Source organism: Streptomyces sp. NPDC057271 (genome assembly GCF_042668715.1).
Classification (GTDB): Bacteria; Actinomycetota; Actinomycetes; order Streptomycetales; family Streptomycetaceae; genus Streptomyces.
The window spans coordinates 1-19,796 of record NZ_JBHUYJ010000068.1 but is presented as its reverse complement, the minus strand read 5'-3'; the positions used below and the strand labels follow the sequence as shown (position 1 = coordinate 19,796).

At 68.2% G+C, this 19,796-nt stretch carries 5 protein-coding genes; all 5 read right to left on the bottom strand.

The window, feature by feature from the left end; genetic code table 11:
- Positions 1 to 127 precede the first annotated feature (127 nt).
- Positions 128 to 2,446, bottom strand: coding sequence for a UvrD-helicase domain-containing protein (locus ACFUJR_RS26455; protein ID WP_383169998.1), 2,319 nt, complete (start codon positions 2,444 to 2,446; stop codon positions 128 to 130).
- Complete coding sequence (locus ACFUJR_RS26450) at positions 2,443 to 9,150, bottom strand: DEAD/DEAH box helicase (RefSeq protein ID WP_383170000.1); 6,708 nt, start codon at positions 9,148 to 9,150, stop codon at positions 2,443 to 2,445. The genes ACFUJR_RS26455 and ACFUJR_RS26450 overlap by 4 nt, the downstream gene beginning before the upstream one ends.
- Positions 9,147 to 14,675: a hypothetical protein gene (locus ACFUJR_RS26445; RefSeq protein ID WP_383170001.1), complete on the bottom strand. Its 5,529-nt coding sequence runs from the start codon at positions 14,673 to 14,675 to the stop codon at positions 9,147 to 9,149. Before ACFUJR_RS26445 ends, ACFUJR_RS26450 begins: the two co-directional genes overlap by 4 nt.
- A complete protein-coding gene (locus tag ACFUJR_RS26440; RefSeq protein WP_383170003.1) occupies positions 14,672 to 17,839 on the bottom strand; it encodes a DEAD/DEAH box helicase in 3,168 nt (1,055 codons plus the stop codon). The genes ACFUJR_RS26445 and ACFUJR_RS26440 overlap by 4 nt, the downstream gene beginning before the upstream one ends.
- Positions 17,840 to 18,009: 170 nt before the next feature.
- Positions 18,010 to 19,143, bottom strand: a complete 1,134-nt coding sequence (locus tag ACFUJR_RS26435; protein WP_383170007.1) for a serine/threonine-protein kinase — start codon at positions 19,141 to 19,143, stop codon at positions 18,010 to 18,012.
- Between the last annotated feature and the right edge of the window lie 653 nt (positions 19,144 to 19,796).

The following is a 19,796-nucleotide window of genomic DNA, read 5'->3' as shown; positions in this document are numbered from 1 at the left end:
CCGATGGTAAGGAGCTAAAGCGGCCGCCCCTAATAAGGGAAGACAGTCGTAACGTGCCGTTCGTGTCGCTTTCGACGCTCTGCCCCGCGGTAAGCGATCAAATGCGGGACAGAATCGTCGTGGCTGGCTACAGGGGGAGAAACGGGCTGGGCTTGCCGTGCCAGGAGATGCGCAGTGCGTCGCGAGCTCGGGTGGTGGCGACGAAGAGCTGGTTGCGGCTCTTCTTGAGCTCGCGTTCGTACCGCGTGGGGTCGGTCTTCTCGTACTGCTCGATGAGGGCGGTGCGCGGAAGAATGCCATCGCTCGCACCGATGATCGCGAGCTTCTGGTACTCAAGTCCCTTGAACCGGTGCATCGTGCCGATGTGGACCTCGCCGCTGCCCTGCGGACCGTCCTTGGTGAGAGTGGCGGTGGTGATGCCGTGCTTCATCTCCAGGTCGGTGGCAACGCGGCCGGCCATCTCGCCGTCGGCGACGCAGACAGCCATGGTGCCACTCGGATCGCGTACGGTGCCGTCCGCGGCAGGCTGGGTGATGTCCGCGCGCCACTGCTTGAGGGCCTCGGCGAGCTGGGCGATCTCGTCGGTCCAATCGGCGCAGGCGACGTACTCGGGTGCCGGGCCGTGCAGCAGGGAGTGGTAGCCGTCGAGGGTGTCGGTGCCGTCGTCGAGGTCGTCGTAAGTCGCCCCGCTGACGACCTTGGCCGCCTGGTCGAGGATTTCCTGGGTGGTGCGATAGCTGAGCGTCAGCTTCGAGGCGCGGCCGCGGATGTGGACGCCGACGGTGGAGAGGGTGACCTGCCGGTCGTAGATCCGCTGGTGAGTGTCGCTGGCGATGAAGAGGTCGCCCCCGCCGGACGCGACCATGGCGCGCAGCATCTTCCAGTGGGCGGGGCTGAGGTCCTGGGCCTCGTCCACGACGATGTGCTGGTAGCGATGACGCAGGTAGCGCATCGCGGAGCTGTTGTCGTCGAGGTGGACCAGATCGCCGCCGCCGATGTCCGCCTTGCGCTCGGCCCGGACCTTGATCTTGTGGGCGCGTTCCATCTCGTAGCGGGCCGCCCGCTCGGCGGCCTGGGCCCAGGTCTCCCGGCCCAGGCCGTTGAGGCGCAGAGTGAACTGGTCGAGCAGCTTCCAGATGGCGGCGCGTTCGGGGCGGCTCAGGGCGCGCCCCATGCCGGCGCGGCGGGCCTTGAAGTAGTCCTGGCGGGTCGCGAGGGACTGACCGAGGACGATCTGCTCCCATTCGTCGAAGAGGAACTCGGCGCCCCAGCGCTGCTCGTCGTGCTCGAAGAGGACTTCGCGCAGGACGTCCAGGGCCCGGTCGTCGGTGATCAGGCTGCGCTGCGAGCCGGGCGCGGCGTTCTCGTTGAGGACGCTCTGCGCTAGCTGGTCGATGTGCTTGATGTCGACGCGGCCGAGCAGTGCCGGATCCATGAGCGAGGTGAGCCGGGAGCGCAGGTCGGCCGTGAGGTTCTTGGTGTACGTGGTCAGCAGGATCGGCTTGTTGTGGCCGGGCGGCAGAGCAGCGGCGAGACGGGCGACGCGGTGCAGGGCGACGATGGTCTTGCCGGTGCCGGGGCCGCCGCTGACCCGCGCCGGGCCGCCGTAGTTCCGCTCGACGATCTTGCGCTGGGTGGGGTGGAGGTAGACCTTCCAGGCGCGGAAGTCGCCCTCGGCGAGGACGTTGCGGATGTCGTCGTCGACCGTGGTGACCGCGGTACGGGTGAGGGCCGCCGCCATGTCGTCCTCGAAGCCCGGCTCGAGTTCGGTGGCAGCGGGCTGGGTGATCTCACGCTCGACCTCGTCCACGGACATGCCTGAGCCGAGGCCGGTGAGGACCTCGGCGGTCAGGCGCGGAGCGCCGGCGATGAGCTGGTCGAGTTCCTCGTCGGTCGTGACCGTGAGGGCGAGGTCGATGAGCGCGTCGGCGACACCGAGCCGGCGCAGGTCTTCGGGGGTGCAGCCGGCGAGGAGCGGTTCCGCGGGGACGGCAGGTTCCGGCGTCACGGCGGACGCGGGCGTGGGCTCGGCCGGCACGTCCTGCACGGCCTGCTCGTCCGGAGCCGGAGTGAGCTGGAGTCCCGCGCGCTGCAGAACGCTCTGACCGACGACGCCGAGGTCGACGAACTCGATCTCACCGGTGATCCGGTTGATGGCGACGGTGAGTTCCTCGTAGACGTCCTTGCGGTGGCGGACGGCGACGATCAGCCACTGCGGGATGCCATCGGCGCCGACACCGGCCCGGGCGAGAAGCGCCCGGTACGAACGGTCGATCTTGGCGCGGAAGATCCGGCCGTCGCCCTTGAGGGGCTTGAGGTCGAGGCTGGGGTGGTCGGGGTCGAGGCGGAACTGGTGACAGAAGTCGTAGAACTTCGTCTTGACCGACGACTCCATCTTGTAGAGCTCGTTTTCGGCCTTCTGGTAGAGGCTGAGGCGTGCGGTCATCGTGCGGCACCCTGTTCTTCGGAGTCGGGGCGGGTGGTGGCGTCGGGGAGCGTGGTCAGCAGGGCGTCGAGATCGGCGAGCCATTCGTCGGCCGAGCGGATGGTGAACCCGGCGTCGCGGTAGGCGCGCCAGGTCTTGTCGCTCTCCTCGTCCTCGTGGTCGTACGGCTCGGCCATGACGGCGATCCGCTGGTCGTCGTGGTCCCAGGCGAAGTCGGCGAGCCAGCCACGCTCGCCGAGCTCGAAGCCGTAGGCAGGAGCCTTCTTGCCGCCGTCGGCCAGGACGTGGGCGAGGCGGGTGAGGGGGGCGTCGGGTTCGTCCTCGTCGAGGTACTCGAGGATCTCCCGGTCCCACAGCAGGTCCCGCAGCTTCGCTTCGAGCGGGGTGGTCTCGGGTGCCTCCACTGCAGGGGTTTGCGGCGCGGGTGTGCCGGTGCCGTACCGCACGACCAGGGATTCGAGTTCGCCGAGGCCGCCGAAGGCCTTGAGGACCGAGGTGTCGCACTTCGCCGCGGTGGCCGTGGTCAGCTGAACACCGTCACCGCCGTCGTGGGCGAGGAACTGCAGGATGTTGGACCAATGGAGCCAGGAGCGCCAGCGTGCCTTGTGTTCGGGCGTGCCGAGCTGGTCGGGTGCCGTGTCGTCCAGGCAGACCAGGGCGGACCAGTGGCTGGTGGCTGCGTCGACGAGGAAGGCGACGGGAAGACCGGACTGTTCGCTGGTCTGGAACAGGTTGAGCGTGCCGGTGCCCTGGACGGGGGCCGGGTCGATGCCGTCGGTGCCGCCCCAGGCGTCGAGGAGGCGGTCGAGCGTCTGGCGGGTCTGGTCGGGGGCGCCGTTGCCGACGAGGATCTCCTGGCCTGTTCCGAGGAGTCCGCCGACCACGGCCGATGCCCGCCTGCCCCAGGCCGCGTCGTCCGGACTGCGCAGGTAGGCGAGGAGCATGGTCATCGGGTCGGCGAAGGCGGTGGTGGCGAGATCGTCGCCGCCACGATCGGCGTAGAGCTGCTTGGCGATGTCCTGGGCACTGTGCGGGTAGGGCGGCCATACCGGCTCGGCCGCCTCCCGTCCCGAGGAAGCCTGTGCCGTGCCGGTCTGCCGCTCGAAGGCGTCGAGGTCGTCCCAGGTGAGCTGGAAGACGATGCGCCCGTCGGCCCGGAGCCGGTTGCGTTTGTCGGCGTCGCCGGCGAGCCGGTTGTGCTTGCGGGTGGCGTGGTAGCGGTGTCCGTCGAGGTAGACGGTGATCTTCTGCTTGGGGCCCTCGGTTCGTTCGAAGGTGAAGTCGGTACGGGTGAACCCCTCGTTGCGCTGGGCGGTCAGACGCCAGCCGTGGATGGTGCCGACCTCGTCGAGACGCAGGTAGGCGCTGTTGTCGCCGCTCTCTTCCAGGACGGCGTCGCCGCGCTGGCCGGCCCACCCGCGCAAGGCGTTGAGGAAGCGTGCCTCAAGGTCGGACTCGACCTGTCCGTCGAGGCCGATCTGGTCGGTGTTGCCGACCGGTTTGGTGTTCCACGCGTCGGTGTCGGTGCCGAGGAGTTCGTCGAGGATCTCCAGGGCGGCCTGGCGGGAGACACGGTCGATGTACTGCTCGTCGGCGTAGCGGTACAGGCAGCGATGGCAGGCCGGCACGGCCTCCCCGTTGCAGGGGCACTCCTCGAGAAGCCGCCGCGCCCCCTCGAGTACCTGCCGGAAGGCTGCCGGGTCGGTGAGCCGGTCGAGGTAGCCGGTGCCGTGCGGGAGGCGGTCGTACAGGACCAGGAAGTGCCGCTTCTCCGCGGTCTCACGGTCCGGCATGGTGGCGAGGGTGGAATCGAGGTGCTGGGGGTCGCCGCCGAAGGCTTCGTCCACGCCCAGGCGCAGGGCCGCCTGGAAGGAGTGGACCCGCTCCTCGACGAGGACGGTCGCGGCGGGCAGCAGGATCCGCAGCGCTTCGGTCTCCAGCTCGTGGGCGAGCAGGACGGGTTCCTGGGGCACATCCTGCTTGCCGCGCCGCAGCGGGCACCAAGGGGTGTGGTGCTTGACCTCGCGCTGGCGGTTGGCGGAGTTGTCGACGGCGTCGCGGTCGTCGTCGAAGACTGGCCGGCCGTCGGCGGTCGCGGCTCCACAGGCGGTGCACACGTGGAACGGGGCGATGCGCACGGGCCGCCCTGCGAGCTGGTCGTTCTCCTGGGCTCCGATGCTGAGCGGTCCGGCGTTGACGCGGCGGATGACGGCGTGGCGGGTGTAGTCGACGCCGAAGATCTCCTTGGTGTGCCGCCAGGACTTACCCGGGGCGAAGTCCTTGGGGGCGATGTCGACCATGTCCACGACGGTGTAGAAGCGGCGATCGCGGTCGTCGCTCTCGTCTCCGATCCTGGCGTCCTCACGCTTGTCGCGGGCGGTGACGACGCTGGGCTGGACGATCTGCCACAGGCTGCCGGAGTCGGCGATGCCTGCTTCCCCACAGCGCGGGCAGGGCGTGATGTCGCGCTCGGCGTTCTCGGTGCGGACGTAGCCGCACGAGGGGCAGAAGCGCCAGTGGCGCCAGTCCTGGTCCCGGCCAGTGACGATGTCGATGCCGGTGATCCGGTGCTTGTATCCCTCGGCGTAGAAGGTGTTGCCGGGAGCGAGCTCGGACAGGGCGAAGCTGCGCGGCCGCCCGTAGGAGTACGACTTCGACTTGTAGCTGTCCCGCCCCTCGGGTGTGGTGCCCTCAGGCCAGTAGACCGTGGCCTCCAGGGTGGTCGCGGCATCGATGAGGGCGTAGTTGGGCAGCAGACCGAGGTCGCACAGCACGGTCTGGGCCGGCTGACGCTGACGCGTGGCTCCCTGCTTCGAGAGGGCGCCCAGCTCGGCCTCCAGCTCGGCCTTCGTACGCGCCTGCTCGTCGTCGCCTTCCTTGAGCTCGTCGATCGCCGAGCGGATCGTGCGGATACGGGTGCGCAGCTTCTGGTTCTCGCGCTCCCACTCCCGCTCGGCCTTCTCGATCGCGCTGCGAATGCCCCGGACCGCGTACTGCTTCAGCTCCTCCTGAGCGGTCTCGCTCACGCCGGTCGGGAACAGAGCGAGAAAGCCCGCGACGAGCTCCTCACCGTGGGCGAGGGCGGCCTCGGTGAAGTCGGCGAGGTAGCCGGAGGGACCGAAGAGCTCGTCGACACGGCGCGACAGGGCGGCCAGCGGCTTGCCATCCTCGCGCAGCAGGCGGCCGCGTGCCGCGAGATCGAGGAGGTGGGCGGTGTACTGGCGGCGCAGGATCTCGATGGCCGACAGGTACGAGCCCGGCGGCACGATCCGCCCGTCGATCATGTCCCGCGGCCGGTCGAGGAAGTACAGGTCGCGGCGGGAGCGGTCGGGGATGGTGAGGAGGAAGGCGTTGCCGGTACGGCGCCCGGCCCGGCCCGCCTGCTGGGCGTAGTTCGCCGGACGGCGCGGCAGGGCGCCGAGGACGACGGCGGACAGGTCGCCGATGTCGATGCCCATCTCCAGGGTGGGCGTGCAGGACAGCACGTTGGGGTCGTTGAACCCCTCCCCCTTGCGGAAGGCCTCCTCGACACGCTCGCGCTTGCCCCGAGAGAGCAGACCGGTGTGTTCGGCGGTGATGACCTGGTAGGTGCCGGCGCGCCGGTACAGGCTGCGGTAGTAGTCGTCGCGGTAGTCGCGGTCCCGGTCGTGCCGGTCCACGGTCTCCAGCCACCGGTCGCCCGCGACCAGACGTCCGGACGAACAGCGGTACGACTGGCAGGGCTGCCCGTGGTACTGCGCCAGCAGCGCGGGATGAACGGTCTGCTCCCAGAAGCACTTCGGGCAGCGCACATACGACACGTTGACCTGGGCTTCGGACAGCAGCTGCAGGCGGACAGCGCCCGGCTGGAGGCCGTAGACGCGGACGGCCGTGTCGCGCGGGGTGCGCACCGAGAGCAGCCCGGCGTCGGTGAGCTGGGGCAGCAGCCGCACCCAGAACTCGTCGGCCTGCTCGCGGGTCATGTCGAAGCAGCGCTGAGCCCAGGACTGATACCAGGACAGACGCCCGGCGGCGAAGTCGAACTCGCTCTTCTGCTTGGGCCGGGCGAGCAGGAAACTCGGCGCGGAGACGCCCCGGGGAAAGGCCTTCATACCGCGCGGGCGGCCACCCCAGATGAAGTAGCGGCTCGTGCCCGCCTCGTCAAGGAACTTGTCCAGCCAGCGGTGCCCGACCGCTCCCCGCGTACGCAGCCGCTCCAGCAGGCCACGTAGGAATGCCAGATACCGGGTGTCATCGTGCGCCGTGAGCGCCAGCCCATGATGGGTGGACTCCTCGTGGACGGAACGTACGATCGCGACGGCCGCCCGCTCGTCGGGGATACCCACCCAGGCGGCAGCGGTACGGGTCAGTTCGAGGGTACGGCCGTTGCGGGAACGGTGGCCGAACTCCATCACGGCCTCGAACGCGAACCGCTCACCGATCAGGTCCCAGGTCCTCTTGTCCCCGCCGCGTCCCTTGCCCGACAGCAGACGCGCGACTCCCGCGTCGTCGTGCAGGTCCGGCGGGACGACAGCGGCGAGCGTCTCACGGTCGGTGGTGGACAGGACGACATCGGCGACGAGATCGTTCAGCGCAGTGGACCGCTGCTCGCTCAGGTGCTTGGTGAACAGGGCCCGCAAGGAGAAGGTGTACGAGCGGGAGGCGACGAAACCGGCCCGGTGCGCGGCATCCTGCACCGAGTCGTTGAACATCAGCGTCTTCGTCTCACGCTGTTTCTTGTCCATCTCCCCGCCGGTGAAGAGCTGAGTGATGGACGCGGCCGCGAGCGCGGCGGAGCCCGTACCGAGGAAGCGGATGGCGTTGTGCGTGCCGCACGCCGGGCACCAGTCGTCCTTGGCGGCCCGTTCCGCGGTGTCCCCCAACTGGACGAGCACAAAGACCGAATCGGGGCCGGCGGGCTGCGGGTTGCCCTCGTCGTCGTAATCGCCCTGAGGGTCGGGCAGGCGCAAGCGGCGGGAAGAACCGTCGAGAACCATGAGCACGCCCGCGCCACCGGTGGTCAGCGACCTCTGCTCCGCCCTGTTCATGGCGGTACGGCCGTTCCCTTCGCGAGCCTCGTTGTCCGTGGCCGCCACCAGGGTGCGCACCTTGGACTTGTTGGCCGTGACGGTGGCCCGGCGAATCTTGTGGGCCTCGAAGCTCAGCTCTTCCAGGTCCGACTCGGGAGCGAGTACCGACCAGCCGGAGCGCCCGCACTCGCGGCAGTACACCGCGGGCAGGAAGACCTTGGTGTCACGCGAGGTAGTCGTGTCGGGCGTCGTACGCAGCCGACTCTCCGCCCCGACCGTGTCCCAGGCGAACTCGGCCTTCGGCCAAGGCAGTACGCCCCGGAGCATGCGCGTGACGGACCGCGCCCACTGGTGCACCTCGACCTGTACGAAGGGGCGGCTGATTGCGGCCGGTGTATCCGGATCGCGTGCCACGGACAGCAGGGCGACGAAGCGGGCCAGTGCCACCGCGGCCACCTGCGGCCGCGTCGTGATCGCCTCGTCCCAGCTCTTCGCCCCACTGCGGCGCATCACGTCGAGCACCTCGTCGTAGGTGCACACAGTGCCGTCGAAGGCCTTCAGAACCGCATACGTCAAACGGTTGCGCTTGAGCACGGCGCCGAGGACGACCGGATCGGTGCTGCGGCGTCCAGTGACGGCTTCGGCAAGGTCCGCGAGCGCCTCGGGGCCGGAAGCCGGGTCCGGCAGGGCGGTCAGTGCCTCGGGGGGTGCGGCCTGTCCGGGAAGAAACTTCGCGTCCGTGATCGACTCGTCGAGCATGAACTCGTCGACCGTCAGCCGGTTCTCGCCGACGATCGCATCCTCGGTGAACTCGGTGCCGAAGACGTTGCCGGCCACGGAAAGAAGCTGCCGCACTCCGTCGGCATCGGTGCCGGAGGCGAGGGTCGCGGAGGTGGCGACGGGAGTGATCGTGCCCAGTGGCTTGCCGGGCTGGTTCGCGCCGACGGCGATGGCGAGGCGGCGCAGCAGCATGGCGACGTCGGTGCCCTGCGCGCCGTCGTAGGTGTGGAACTCGTCGACGACCACGTAACGGATGTCGCTGTCGTCCCACAGCGGTGCGTCGGCGGCACGCTGCAGGAGCAGATCGAGCATCTTGTAGTTGGTGATCAGGATGTCCGGCGGCGACAGCCGCATGTCCTGCCGGCGCGTGTAGACCCGGTCGTAGTGCGTCGCCGCCTTATCCCCGATGTACAGGCCGGCCCGTACGCCGCTCAGCTCGTCGTAGTCGGTGAGCAGCGCGTTGATGCGGGCCGCCTGGTCGGTGGCCAGGGCGTTCATCGGGTAGAGGAAGATCGCCTTGACCCCGCTGTTCCCGGCCGCGCGCTCGCGGGCACAGTGATCGAGCACGGGGTAGAGGAACGACTCTGTCTTGCCGGAGCCCGTACCCGTCGTGACGAGCGTGGGCTGAGGTACGTGCCCACCCTTCGAGGTAAGCCGGGCGAAGGCACGGGCCTGATGGGCGTACGGCCTCCAGTCGTCCGTACGTACCCAGTCCAGGTGTTGCTCCCAGCCGTCGTCGGCCGGGGTGAAGGGGGTGCGGAGCCGAAGGTACGGGCCGCGGAACATGCCCGTCGTCTCGTCCCCGAGGAAGGCGTGCAGCGCCTTGCGAACGCCCTCGTCGGCGAGGCCGTACGTCGTAGACAGGTACTGGAGCAGGCTCTCCTTGAGTCCCTGTGCTTCGAGGGTCGGCCTCACCGGGTCGGAACCTCCATCTTCTCCGGGTCCCAGAGACCCTTATTCACGGCTTCGTCGAGACGCTGTTTGAAGTAGGCGTGGGCTTCACGCATCTCGCGCTCGCGGTCGGCCTTGTAGAAGGGGGAGGTGTAGCCGTCGGGGACGGGGACGGTGGTCTCGGGGTCCTTCTCGTAGGCCTCCTGGTAGGCCTCGAACTGGGTCCAGTGGTCCTTCGTCTGGTCGAAGCCGTACGTGTGGTGCTTCCCGGCGATCTTCCGCTCGGCTGCGTCGAACCAGGTCACCCGGTCGAAGTCCTGCATGATCGGGAAACGGGCACGGTACATAGCGATGAGCGTGTCTGCGTCGATGCCGAGCCAGACGGCGACGAGCGCGTCGATCTCAACGAGGGCGGCGCGGCGGGCGTACTCGGTACGGAGCGGGGTGTCGCGCTTCCAGGTGGGGGTGACGGCGTGCAGCTCGGTCGTGAGGTTGGGCCAGTCGATGGCCCAGGGCTCGTAGCCGGGCCACTTGGGGTCGTAGAGCTCGGACCAGAGGTCGGCGTAGGCGGTGGTGAGGGCGTTGAGGCGGAGGGTGCGGAGGAGGAGGGCGGGGGCCAAAGGGTGGCCTCCGTGAGGGGCAGGCATCGTGCGAGCACCGGCCGTTTGGAGGTCTGAGCGTCCAGATGTCCGCAAGAAGTAGTCCAACGGCAGGGAAAACCAGAACCCAGCGGTAAGCGCCGTGGCGTAATTATCTGCAACTTGGGCGCTATAGACCATGTGAATATGCGATGCCCCCGGGGGGACCAACGCAGCGTAAAGCGCACGCTCCGTGTCTGGCGCAATCTGGCGCCGCCAGGCAAGCCGCATCCTCTGGCTGTACGGCTCACTCGCCTTGCCGAGCAGAAATTGACTGATCTGCTCATCCTCGATCTCTTGCGGCTGCACCCCATGCTTCTCCGCGAGGTACAGTTGCGCTTGTTCCCACTCACTCCTCGAGGCGAGCAAGTCCTCGTACTTCCTCCAGTTGCGCCATTTCTCCTGCGCGCTGAGGAATATTTCACGCGAGGCGACACGCCGGTACTCTGACTCAGGTACCGCGTTGTCCGGAATAACCCTCGGGTTCAGCCCCAGAATCTCGCCGCCACCCTGGCTTGGCTGTTTAAAAAGCGGGTTGGCCACGCTGATCTGCGGCCCCCTCAAAATAACCTCACTCCACGACGCCGCGCTATAATCATCCTGGCCATCAATGCCAGTGTTATAGTCGATCAGTCTCTGATTCCGAGCTGGGCCGTATTGAGCTTTCTTCGCAGCACCCTCATCAAACCCGATGAAGATTTGCGGGTTTAGCACATCAAGGCGCAAAGGAAAGCAACCCAATGCGTCGATAGCAGGGTCTTCCGCCGTGCTCACCGGAGCCAGCAGGCGTGTGTTCTCAAGCGGTCCCTCATCGCCCGAAAGGCGACGCCACCGCTCTAGGGTGTCACGAGTAACGCGGACAACACGCTTAGGGTGTGGACGTTCGTCCCAGCTCCCCCTGTACTTCACACCTGGATCTTCGTCGCCTTCGATTGCACTGAAGGACAGTCGAAGCGCATCAGTCGAGAAGAGCCAAGACAGGTTAGCGAAGTCGATGCCCCCTGGCCGACCATAGATGTGAACACCAAATTCCATCGAGTGGCCAACCGGTTCAGGAAAGAGTCGCCGCTGGTTGACAAACCCGCCATGTACGCGCAGCCGCTCATACGCCGCCGCTCGAAGCGCAGCCTCCTTGTCCGCTCTAAAGTGAGTGTCGGGATGCACCATCCCGGACGTCCCAGTGCATCCGGCGTGATCCCACACCTCGCACATGAAGGCTCGATAGAGATCTGGCTTGGTTCCCGAGATGAGCGGGTACACGGGCAAGGCCGAGAGGTAGTTCGCCGTCGCTACCGTGCTCGTCACCTCAGCGAGCAGGTACTCCTGTACCTCCTCGCGCGCAAGCTCGGCCATCCGTCGCCGGTTCTTCTCCTCCGCCTTCGGCTTCTCCGTGAGCATGAACCACGGCTCGTACTCCGCAAGAACCGGGTCTTCCTTCCACTCCGGCCGCACCCACGGCGGGTTACCCACCTGTAGATCGAATCCGCCTGCCTCACCGGAAAAGACACCCACGAAGTCCAGCTCCCAGTGCAGGAAGCCCTGCTCATCGGCGATGTCACGGACGACCCGCATCCAGGGGTAGCGGGTTTCGACCGCCTTCCGCGCATCGTCCATGTCCATCTCGGGCTGAGTCTGAATCAGCTCTTCGAGGGCCTTCAGCTCCTCAAGCGATTCGAGGGACGCCAGGATCGTCCCCTGCTGCAGGTCCTTTGTGCCGACCATGGACTCCAAGAAGGCGATCCAGTCATCCAGGTCCGCAAGCGGAATGACGTCACGCCGGCGCACCTGCTCGCGAGGCTTCTTCGGCTTGGACGAGGTACGCGCCTTTTTGTCCTCCTGCTTCACGAGCTCCTCGTCGGCCCCATCCTCCCCCAGGGACATCTGGTCACCGTCCATGGCGAACAGCATCTGGGGCTCGTCGAATCGCGGTACGGCTGTGGGCTCAGGGGCAGGCGAGGGCGCCTCGCTCTCAACGGCAGGCCCAGCCACCCCGACTACCCCGGCCACCGACGACAACAGGGCATCCAGATCCGCCCCCGCCTCAGCCGCAACCACCGGCGCCGTGCCGTACTCCGCGTCCGTCCCGTCCAGCAGCCCCACCTTGTCCAGCGGCCAGAACCACAGCGCGCACCACGCATCCATGACCTGCTTGAGGCGCCAGTAAGGGGAGCCCTCCGCCTCGAAGAGGTCCTTGAAGACCTGTTCCTTGGTCAGTGGCAGGCTCTGGTCCGCGTTCTGCTTGTCGTGGCGGAGGAAGGCGTACTCCTCCGCGTCCTCCTCGCGATCGGTCCCCCATACATCGATCGTGCGGGCGATCTCCTGCTCGCTGAGTTCCATGCGCTTGGCGACAAGCTTCCACAGGAACTCGACTCGACGGGCCGCGGCCTGCAGCCGGGCCAGCTGGCTCGCCTTGCCGCCCGTCGTCTTGGGCTTGCTCTGGATGCCCTTCTTCCAGGCCTTCAGCTGGTTGACCTGTGCCCCGGCGAGCTGCTCAACCAGTTTCTTCGCGTCGCCGCTCGCCCCCGCGACCGCACCCCACCCAGGCGTCGGCAGGAGGAACTGGTGCACGGCCCCGTCCGGCAGCGGCTGCTCCGCGCCGTCATCGGACGCCCGGAACGGCAGCTTGGTCGGCGTCTGCGCGCCAATGATCCGCTCCTTCTTGAGGCGCTCGGCCTCGTACACCCACCGTCGCGCCCCGATCAGGGAGTTGCCGCGCCGCAGGTGCAGGCCGAACCACGGGGCACGCATACCGGGATGCATGGTGTTGAGCCACAGCGACACCTCGGCGAGCTCGACACCCGTCTCGTTGAGGTCGATCCCGTACGCGTTGTGAAGGGCGATGTACGCCTTCACCTTCTGCTTCGCTTCGAGCGCCTTCGACGTGTCCAGGTTGGCGCCCAGCTCCTCCTGTCGGCGCTTGAGGTACTCCTCGGCGACCAGGTCGATCGCCTTGTTGAGGAACGCGCCGGAGCCAAGGGCCGGCTCGCAGATGGTGTAGCGCAGGAGTTCGCTCGCGCGGGTGCGGACCGTGTTGCCGTCGGCGTCCTTCTCCTGGTCGAGGCGGTGCTTGAGCGCCAGCTCGACGGTGACCTCGGTGAGGGATTCGGGGGTGTAGTAAGAGGCGGAGGTCTCGCGGTCGCGGCCGGCCAGGCGGTAGACGAACCGGCCCGGGGCGTATTTCTTGGGGCCGCGGAGGCCGTGCTGTTCGGTGTCCTGGGCGGAGTACACGACGTGTGTGTTCTCCGGGTAGTCGTTCAGCCGGTCGGCGGGGACGAGCCAGGAGCCCTTCTCGGGGTCGCCGTACTGCTTGCCGCCCTTCTTGGCGCCGGGCTTGGCGACCTCGGCCAGCTCCTGCTTCTCGTCGATGATGCCGGTGTACGACATCAGGCCTTCGTAGACGGCGCCGAGCTGGTTGATGCCGAGGTTGCGGTAGGAGATGAAGCCGCCCTGCCGGCCCTTCTGACCGGCCTCCTTCAGGGTGAGCAGGCGCAGTACCTGGTGCAGGGCTTCGTTGCGCAGCCGCAGGTCGAGCCACCGCGGCGCCTCGTCCCCGTCTTCGTCCCACCGGGGGTCCAGGACGCCGCTGCCGATGAGGGTGATCGCCTTCGGGTCGAACAGCTCGCTGCGCAGCGGCTCGAAGCGGAGGCCGCGCTGTTCGCTGCGCTCGGCGGCGGGCTTGGCATCGTCCGCTTCGGTGCCGTGCGGGCGGTGTCCGAAGTTGACCTTGTTGAAGAGGACGTCGAGGGAGGCGTAGAGGTGGAAGCCGTCCCGGCTGTCCTCGTCGACGAGCTTTCGCTCGCGCGCGACCAGCTCGCGCAGTCGGGCGATCGAGTAGCCGGCCTCGTAGGTGGAGTCGTCGGCGGGCAGGATGCCCAGTTCGGGGCGGGCCTCCGCGTACAGGAGGAAGAGGATGCGGTAGAGGTAGCGCAGGGATTCGCGGGTGAGCTGCTTGGCGAACGGGCCCTTCTTGAGGTCCTCGATCTCCCGTGGCTTGACCTTCGCCTCGCGCAGGCGGGCGAGCACTTCGTTCGCGATGATCTCGACCGACTGCTGGAGTCCCTTGCGCAGCTCGGAGTTGACGCCGACGGCGTTGTCACGGGACGCCTTCAGCAGGTCGTCGATGCGTCGGCCCTTGCCGTCGGGGCGGGGCGCGAGCATGTCGTGCGAGAAGAGGGCAGCGAGGAGGGAGAGTTCGCCGGCCTTGGCCGTGTCGTTGCGGGCGAGGGCCGCATCCAGGCCGGCGGCGAGGTAGCGGCCTTCGGCCCAGGCCTTGCGGTCGGCGAGGACCAGCACACCACCGCACAGCAGCAGGACGAAGCGGGGAGCGTCGCCGCCGGGCTCGTGGAGTTCGCTCTGGAAGAGCCAGCCCGCCAGCTTCTCGCCGACCTCGAGGAGGCCGTTGGTGGTCTTGAGGGGGTGGAGGAGCTGTCCGGCCTCGTCGGGGTCGAGGGCGTCGTCGAGGGAGTCGGTCCAGCCGCAGTCGAGGGCGACGATGCCGTCCCCGTGCCAGGCCACTTGGAGCTCGTACTCCTTGCCGGCGTTGTGCACGGTGATCGGCTGCTTGGGCCGCTCGCCGTAGCCGAGGGCCTTGAGGACGGTGGTGTGCCAGGCGGTGATGCGCTCGGCCCACTCCCCCGTCGGGTCGTCGTAGGTGCTGCCGGGTTCTTCCTGCTGGGCGCGGAGGTGCAGGAAGGGGCGCACGGTGGCCAGGTAGTCGCCGCGGAGCCGGGGCAGGAGTTCGCGCGGGGTCGGCTGGGGATCGTGGGGGTCGGTCTCGCGACCGGTCCACAGGGTGAACAGGCCCTCGTCGCCCGCCTTGCCCTTCTTGAGGGTGTTCTCCAGCTCTTCGCTGAAGTAGTGGGCGGAGAGGTATTCGCCGCGGTTGGCGAAGGAGTCGTAGGTGTAGCTCATCGTGCGGACTCCTCGGCGTGCGCGGTGGACGCGGTGGTGGCGTGAAGGGGTTCGAGGACGCAGAGGACCCGCAGCATCGGGTCGCCGTCGGTCCGCAGGCGGCGTACGAGGTCGCGGCGGCGGGCGGCCGTGTCGTACACCTGCTGGATGCGGCGCTGCTGGTTGCCGACGGCGATCAGGGCGCCCTGCTCCCAGACCTGCACCCGGTCCTCGTACGGGGCGAGGTAGGAGTCGACCTGCTTGTCGTAGTCGGCGCGGCGCTCGCGCAGGTGGGTCTCGGCCGCGTCGACGGCCGCGGGGACGAGTTCCTGGAGGAGGTCGGGGGCGACGGGCTGGGCGCGGCCGGGCATACCGGGGCCGACACCGCAGGCGGCGAGGAACGCCGAGTCCATGCGCCATACGCGAGGGCTGCCCGCGGTGAGCCCGGTGACGGCCATCCACTCCACGACCGTCGGCTTGCCCGCCGCGTTGGAGTACACGCCTTGCAGGAGGTAGACCGGGCCGGTGAGGGCTTCGGGCAGCGCGGCGTCGATCCGCTTGGCCTTGACGGGGTCGGGCTGGAAGGCGAGGACGAACGCCTCGTCGTACTGCAGCTTGGCGAGGACCTTGTCCGTCACCCAGTCGAGCACGGGGTGGATGTCGGAGGCGTAGGAGACATTGGGCCACTGGGAGGTGGGCTGGTCCGTCTTGCCCTGCTTGGCGTTGCGGGCGGCCTCCAGACGGTCGGCGGCGTACTTCTTGTCGAAGGTGATGCTCAGCGTGCCGTCGTACTTGGACGTCGTGAGGATCTTCTCCTGTTCCAGGTACGACTTCGGCAGCGCCCGGAAGCGGTACTGCAGGTCGTCGGGCGGAGTGAACTCGATGCGGCCATGGGCCGTCTCGGGCTTCCAGCCGAGGGCCGCACGCTCGGCCTCCGGGTAGATGAGGTCCATCGCGGCGTGGAAGTACGCCTTCGTGTCGGCGAAGACGTGGGGGACGTCGGCCTCGGGCACCGGGGCCGTGCCGAGGGTGGCGGGAGGGGCCGTGGGGTCGGCGAGCCGGGCGTTGGCGCCGGCGAGGAGTCCCGCGAGGACCCCGCCGGACTCCTGCTGCGACTGCTTGATGGAGCGCTCGACGGTGCCGCCCTTGATGAGGTCGCGGGTGAGGCGGTCCTCTTCCTTCTTGTCGTTGTAGAGGCCGGTGACGGCCTCGGCGCTGCCCTCGCCGGTCTCGATCTCGTGTGCCTGGGCCTCGCGCCGCAGCAGGCGGGCGCCGACGAGCCGGTCGTCGAGCGTGAGCGTCTCTCCGCTCTCCTCGTCGCGCCGCCAGGGCACGTCGGCGGTGAGGGTGAGGGCACGGAACTCGGGGCTGACCGCCTGCCCGTAGCGGTCGATACGTCCGTTGCGCTGCTCGATGCGGATGAGGGACCAGGGCAGGTCGTAGTGGATGAGGTCGTGGCACTGGTGGTGCAGGTTGACGCCCTCGGAGGCGATGTCGCCGGTGAACAGCAGCCGTACCGGCTCTTCGAGCCGGCCGAAACGGTCGACGATCTCCTGCTGCTGCTGGTCGTTGGTGGTGTCGCCGTGCATGACCTCGACGGCTCCGCCGTACGCCTTCCAGGGACGCGTCTCGTCGGCCTTCGCCTCGTTCTTCTTGAAGCCGAGCCGGGCCGGGACTTCCCGGGCCAGCCAGTCCAGGGTGTGGACCCGCTCGGAGAAGATCACGACGCGGCGCTCGGAGCGCGGTCCGACGCCGAGTTCCTTCAGGGTGCGCACGAGCGCGTCGAGCTTGGAGGAGTCCTGGTCGGTGAAGTCCGCGACCAGTGCTTCCAGCTCCGCGAGCGCCTTGCTCTCGGCGGCGAGATCGGCGCGGCGCTCGGGGGTGTCCACCGCCTTGGCCTTGCCCTTCGCCGTGCCCTTCTTCGGGTCGTCCAGGTAGGTCCGGCGGTTGGCGAGGGATTTCCGCAGGGCGACGTGGGAGGAGAGGAAGGCCTTCAGGAAGTTGTAACCGACCAGCGGATCGGCGCAGACCGACGAACGGCTGGGGTCTCCCGGGGTCCACTCGCTCGCGAGCTTCTCCAGGACGGCGACCTCCTTCGGTGTCGCCGGAGCCGGCACCGGCAGGGAGTCGCCTCGCTCGGCCCAGGGCTTGCCCTTGAGGCTGTCGCGTACCTCGCGGTCGGTCTTGGTGCGCCTGATGTAGAGGTGGTCGAGGTCGGCGACCTTGTAGTTCTTGGGGTCGGCGATGGCTGCCGGGTCGAGCATCCGGATCAGCTCGGCGAAGGATTCGGCATCACCGTTGTGGGGAGTGGCGGAGGCCAGGATCAGCGCATCGGTCTGCTCGGCGAGCCGGCGGGCGAGACGGTTGTTGCGGGTGCCCTTGTTCACGAGGTTGTGCGACTCGTCGATGACCACCGCGTCCCAGGTGATGTTCTCCAGGTGGTGGGCGTACGTCGCCGACTTGAGCGTGTCTACGGAGACGATGACGCGCTTGAAGTGGGCGAACGGGTTCCGCCCTGCCGGGATCTCCTGCTGGATGCGCTGGATGCCGGTGGAGTCCAGGCGTACGAGCGGCAGGGAGAAGCGGGTCCACAGCTCGCGCTGGAACTGCTCCAGCACGTGGGCGGGCGTGACCACGAGAATGCGTTCGCCGCGCCCCCGCCGGATCAGCTCCGAGAGCGTGACGCCGATCTCCAGTGTCTTGCCCAGACCGACCACGTCGGCGATCAGCAGCCGGGGCTGCGGGTTGCGCATGGACAGCGCCAGCTCGGCGGGGCGCAGCTGGTGCTGCTGCCGGTCCATGAGGAAGGAGTCGGCGAGGGCGATGCCGTGCTCGGTCTGCGGTAGCGCGGTCTTGCGGATGACCGCCTCGAGGTGGAGGCGGGCTTTGGCGTGCTTGGAGGTGTCGTCGGGCCTGAGCTGCGTCTTGCGCGGGTCGAGCACCTCGATCACGTCAAGCCCGGAGTAGAAGATCGCATCCGTGCCACGGACGAACGACGAAACGCCGCTGACCTCGACCATGAGTCCGTCGCGGGACTCCGAGACGGACTTCACGAGCCACTGCTCATGGCGGATGCGCACCTGGGCGCCGGGGGCGAAGACGGGCCTGGCACCGACCGGGTATGCCGACTGCGCCGGATCGGCGTCACGCCCTTCAGGAACCTCGGGCTGCGTCGCCGTGGTCACGTGGTGCTCCTCTGTGGACTGTGTTCTCGTGATGTGCAGTGTGGTCATGCAGGGCTGGCCTGAGGAAGCCGAGGTGGTGAGACAGGCGACTGCCGAATCCAGGGTCGACGCCGCTCGCTCTTTCTATCGCCCCTGGACCGGCCTCGTCGGTAGAAGGGTGGAAGAGTGGTTCAGCGCTTCGGCCACGCGAGCGCCGGCCCCACCGCGTAACGCTCGCGCAGCTCCTCGGCGACCCTCCGGGAAGCGGGAGGACGGCCCCTTTGTGGTGTGGGCGCAGCCGGGCTTTCGCTCGCGGGCTCGGGTACCTGCACGGACACAGGAGGGAGCGGGCTCACGGAGTCGCTCGCGGCTGGTGAGTCCGAACCGGATTCACCGCCGGGTGGCGCGACAAAGATCTCTTCCACAGCAATCGCAGGCTCTTCGCGCAGCAGTTTCTCGAGTGAGTCGAGCCGGTCCAGCATCGGTCCATCAGGCTGCGGCAGCACCATCGTGGAATGGTCCTTCGCCGTCGTCTCCTGGATCAGAGCGCGCCGTGCACGAGCCGGGCTCGTACCCAGCTGACGCATGAGGTCGGCACACTGCCGGGTCACCTCCTCCAGGGAGGGACGGTCGTCCGCCTTGTGCGCCAGCATGCCCGTCACGATCGGGGCCAGGTCATCGGGCAGCCCGGACAGATCGGGGCCGATCTCGGCGTTGACCACCTGCGCAGCGACGGCCTCCCACCGGGCGCCGTCGTACGGGTAGTGCTCGGTCGCCGCGTACAGAAGTACGGTGCCCAGGCCATACACGTCAGCGGCCTGCGTCACGTCCAGCTCGCCCAGAGCCTGCTCGGGCGGCATGCAGCGAACCGTGCCGATGACCATGCCGGCCTGCGTGAGCGTCCCCTTGGACGCTCCGACGAAAGCGCCGAGGCCGAAGTCGATGATCACCGGACCGAAGTCGCCGAGGATGACGTTCTGCGCCTTCAGGTCGCGGTGCACCAGGCCAGCGGCGTGCACAGCGGCAAGCCCTTCGGCCAGAAGCGCGCCCAGGCTCGCCACGAGCGGAGCGGACAGCGGACCCAGATCCCGCACGACGTCGGAAAGCGGCCGGCCGGGGACATAGTCCATGGCCAGCCAGGGCTGCTCTGCGAACGGGTCCGCCTCGATGAAACGGGCCACACGTCCCGTACCCGAGATCGTGCGCGCGATCGCCGCCTCGCGTTCGAACCGGGCGCGTGTGTGCGGGTCCGTGCGGTCGGGTCGGATCACCTTCACGGCGACCGGTTCACCCGCGACCGAGTAGGCGAGGTACACCTCCCCCATCCCGCCCGCGCCGAGTCGGCGCTCGACGAGGTACGGACCGATACGCGACGGCAGAGGCGCGCTGCTCACCGCACACCCCCTGACTCCCACAACAACAGCACAGCCTCGCTCGGCGCCTGCCTCCGCTCCGCCCCGGAAGGAGTAGAGCGCAGAGGCATGATCACCGACGAATCACGCCCACAGCCTACCGATCGACCTCCCACAGGAGAAAGTGATCACATAGGACTGGGCTGATCTTCCCGGCTCCGTGTCCGAAATCAGACCGCTATGGATGCGGCTCGGTGGTCGGCCCGCCAGACGACCGACCGCGCTTGCGCAGCGACCGCCTGGACACCGCGCAAGCGCGCTCCAGCTGAGCGCAGCAGCGTGCGTGATTCTCCGTGTGGCCCCCCGATAGTGGCCGCGTGGCAGAGGTGAGGAGGCTACTCGTCCTCGCCGCCCATCTCGCCATCGAGGTCCTCGGGCGTGATGGTGCGCCGGTACTGCGGGTGGTCCTTGTCCATCTGGAGGGCCCATCAAGATCCATTGTCAGGGTGTCCACTCCAAAGGATCAGCCTCAGAGGTCGTTTTCTCCCAGTGTTTCATCCCGGAATCGACTGTTTGGTCTGCGGTGTCGGGTCGCGCCAGGAGATGGCGTTCTCGCTGGTGAGGCG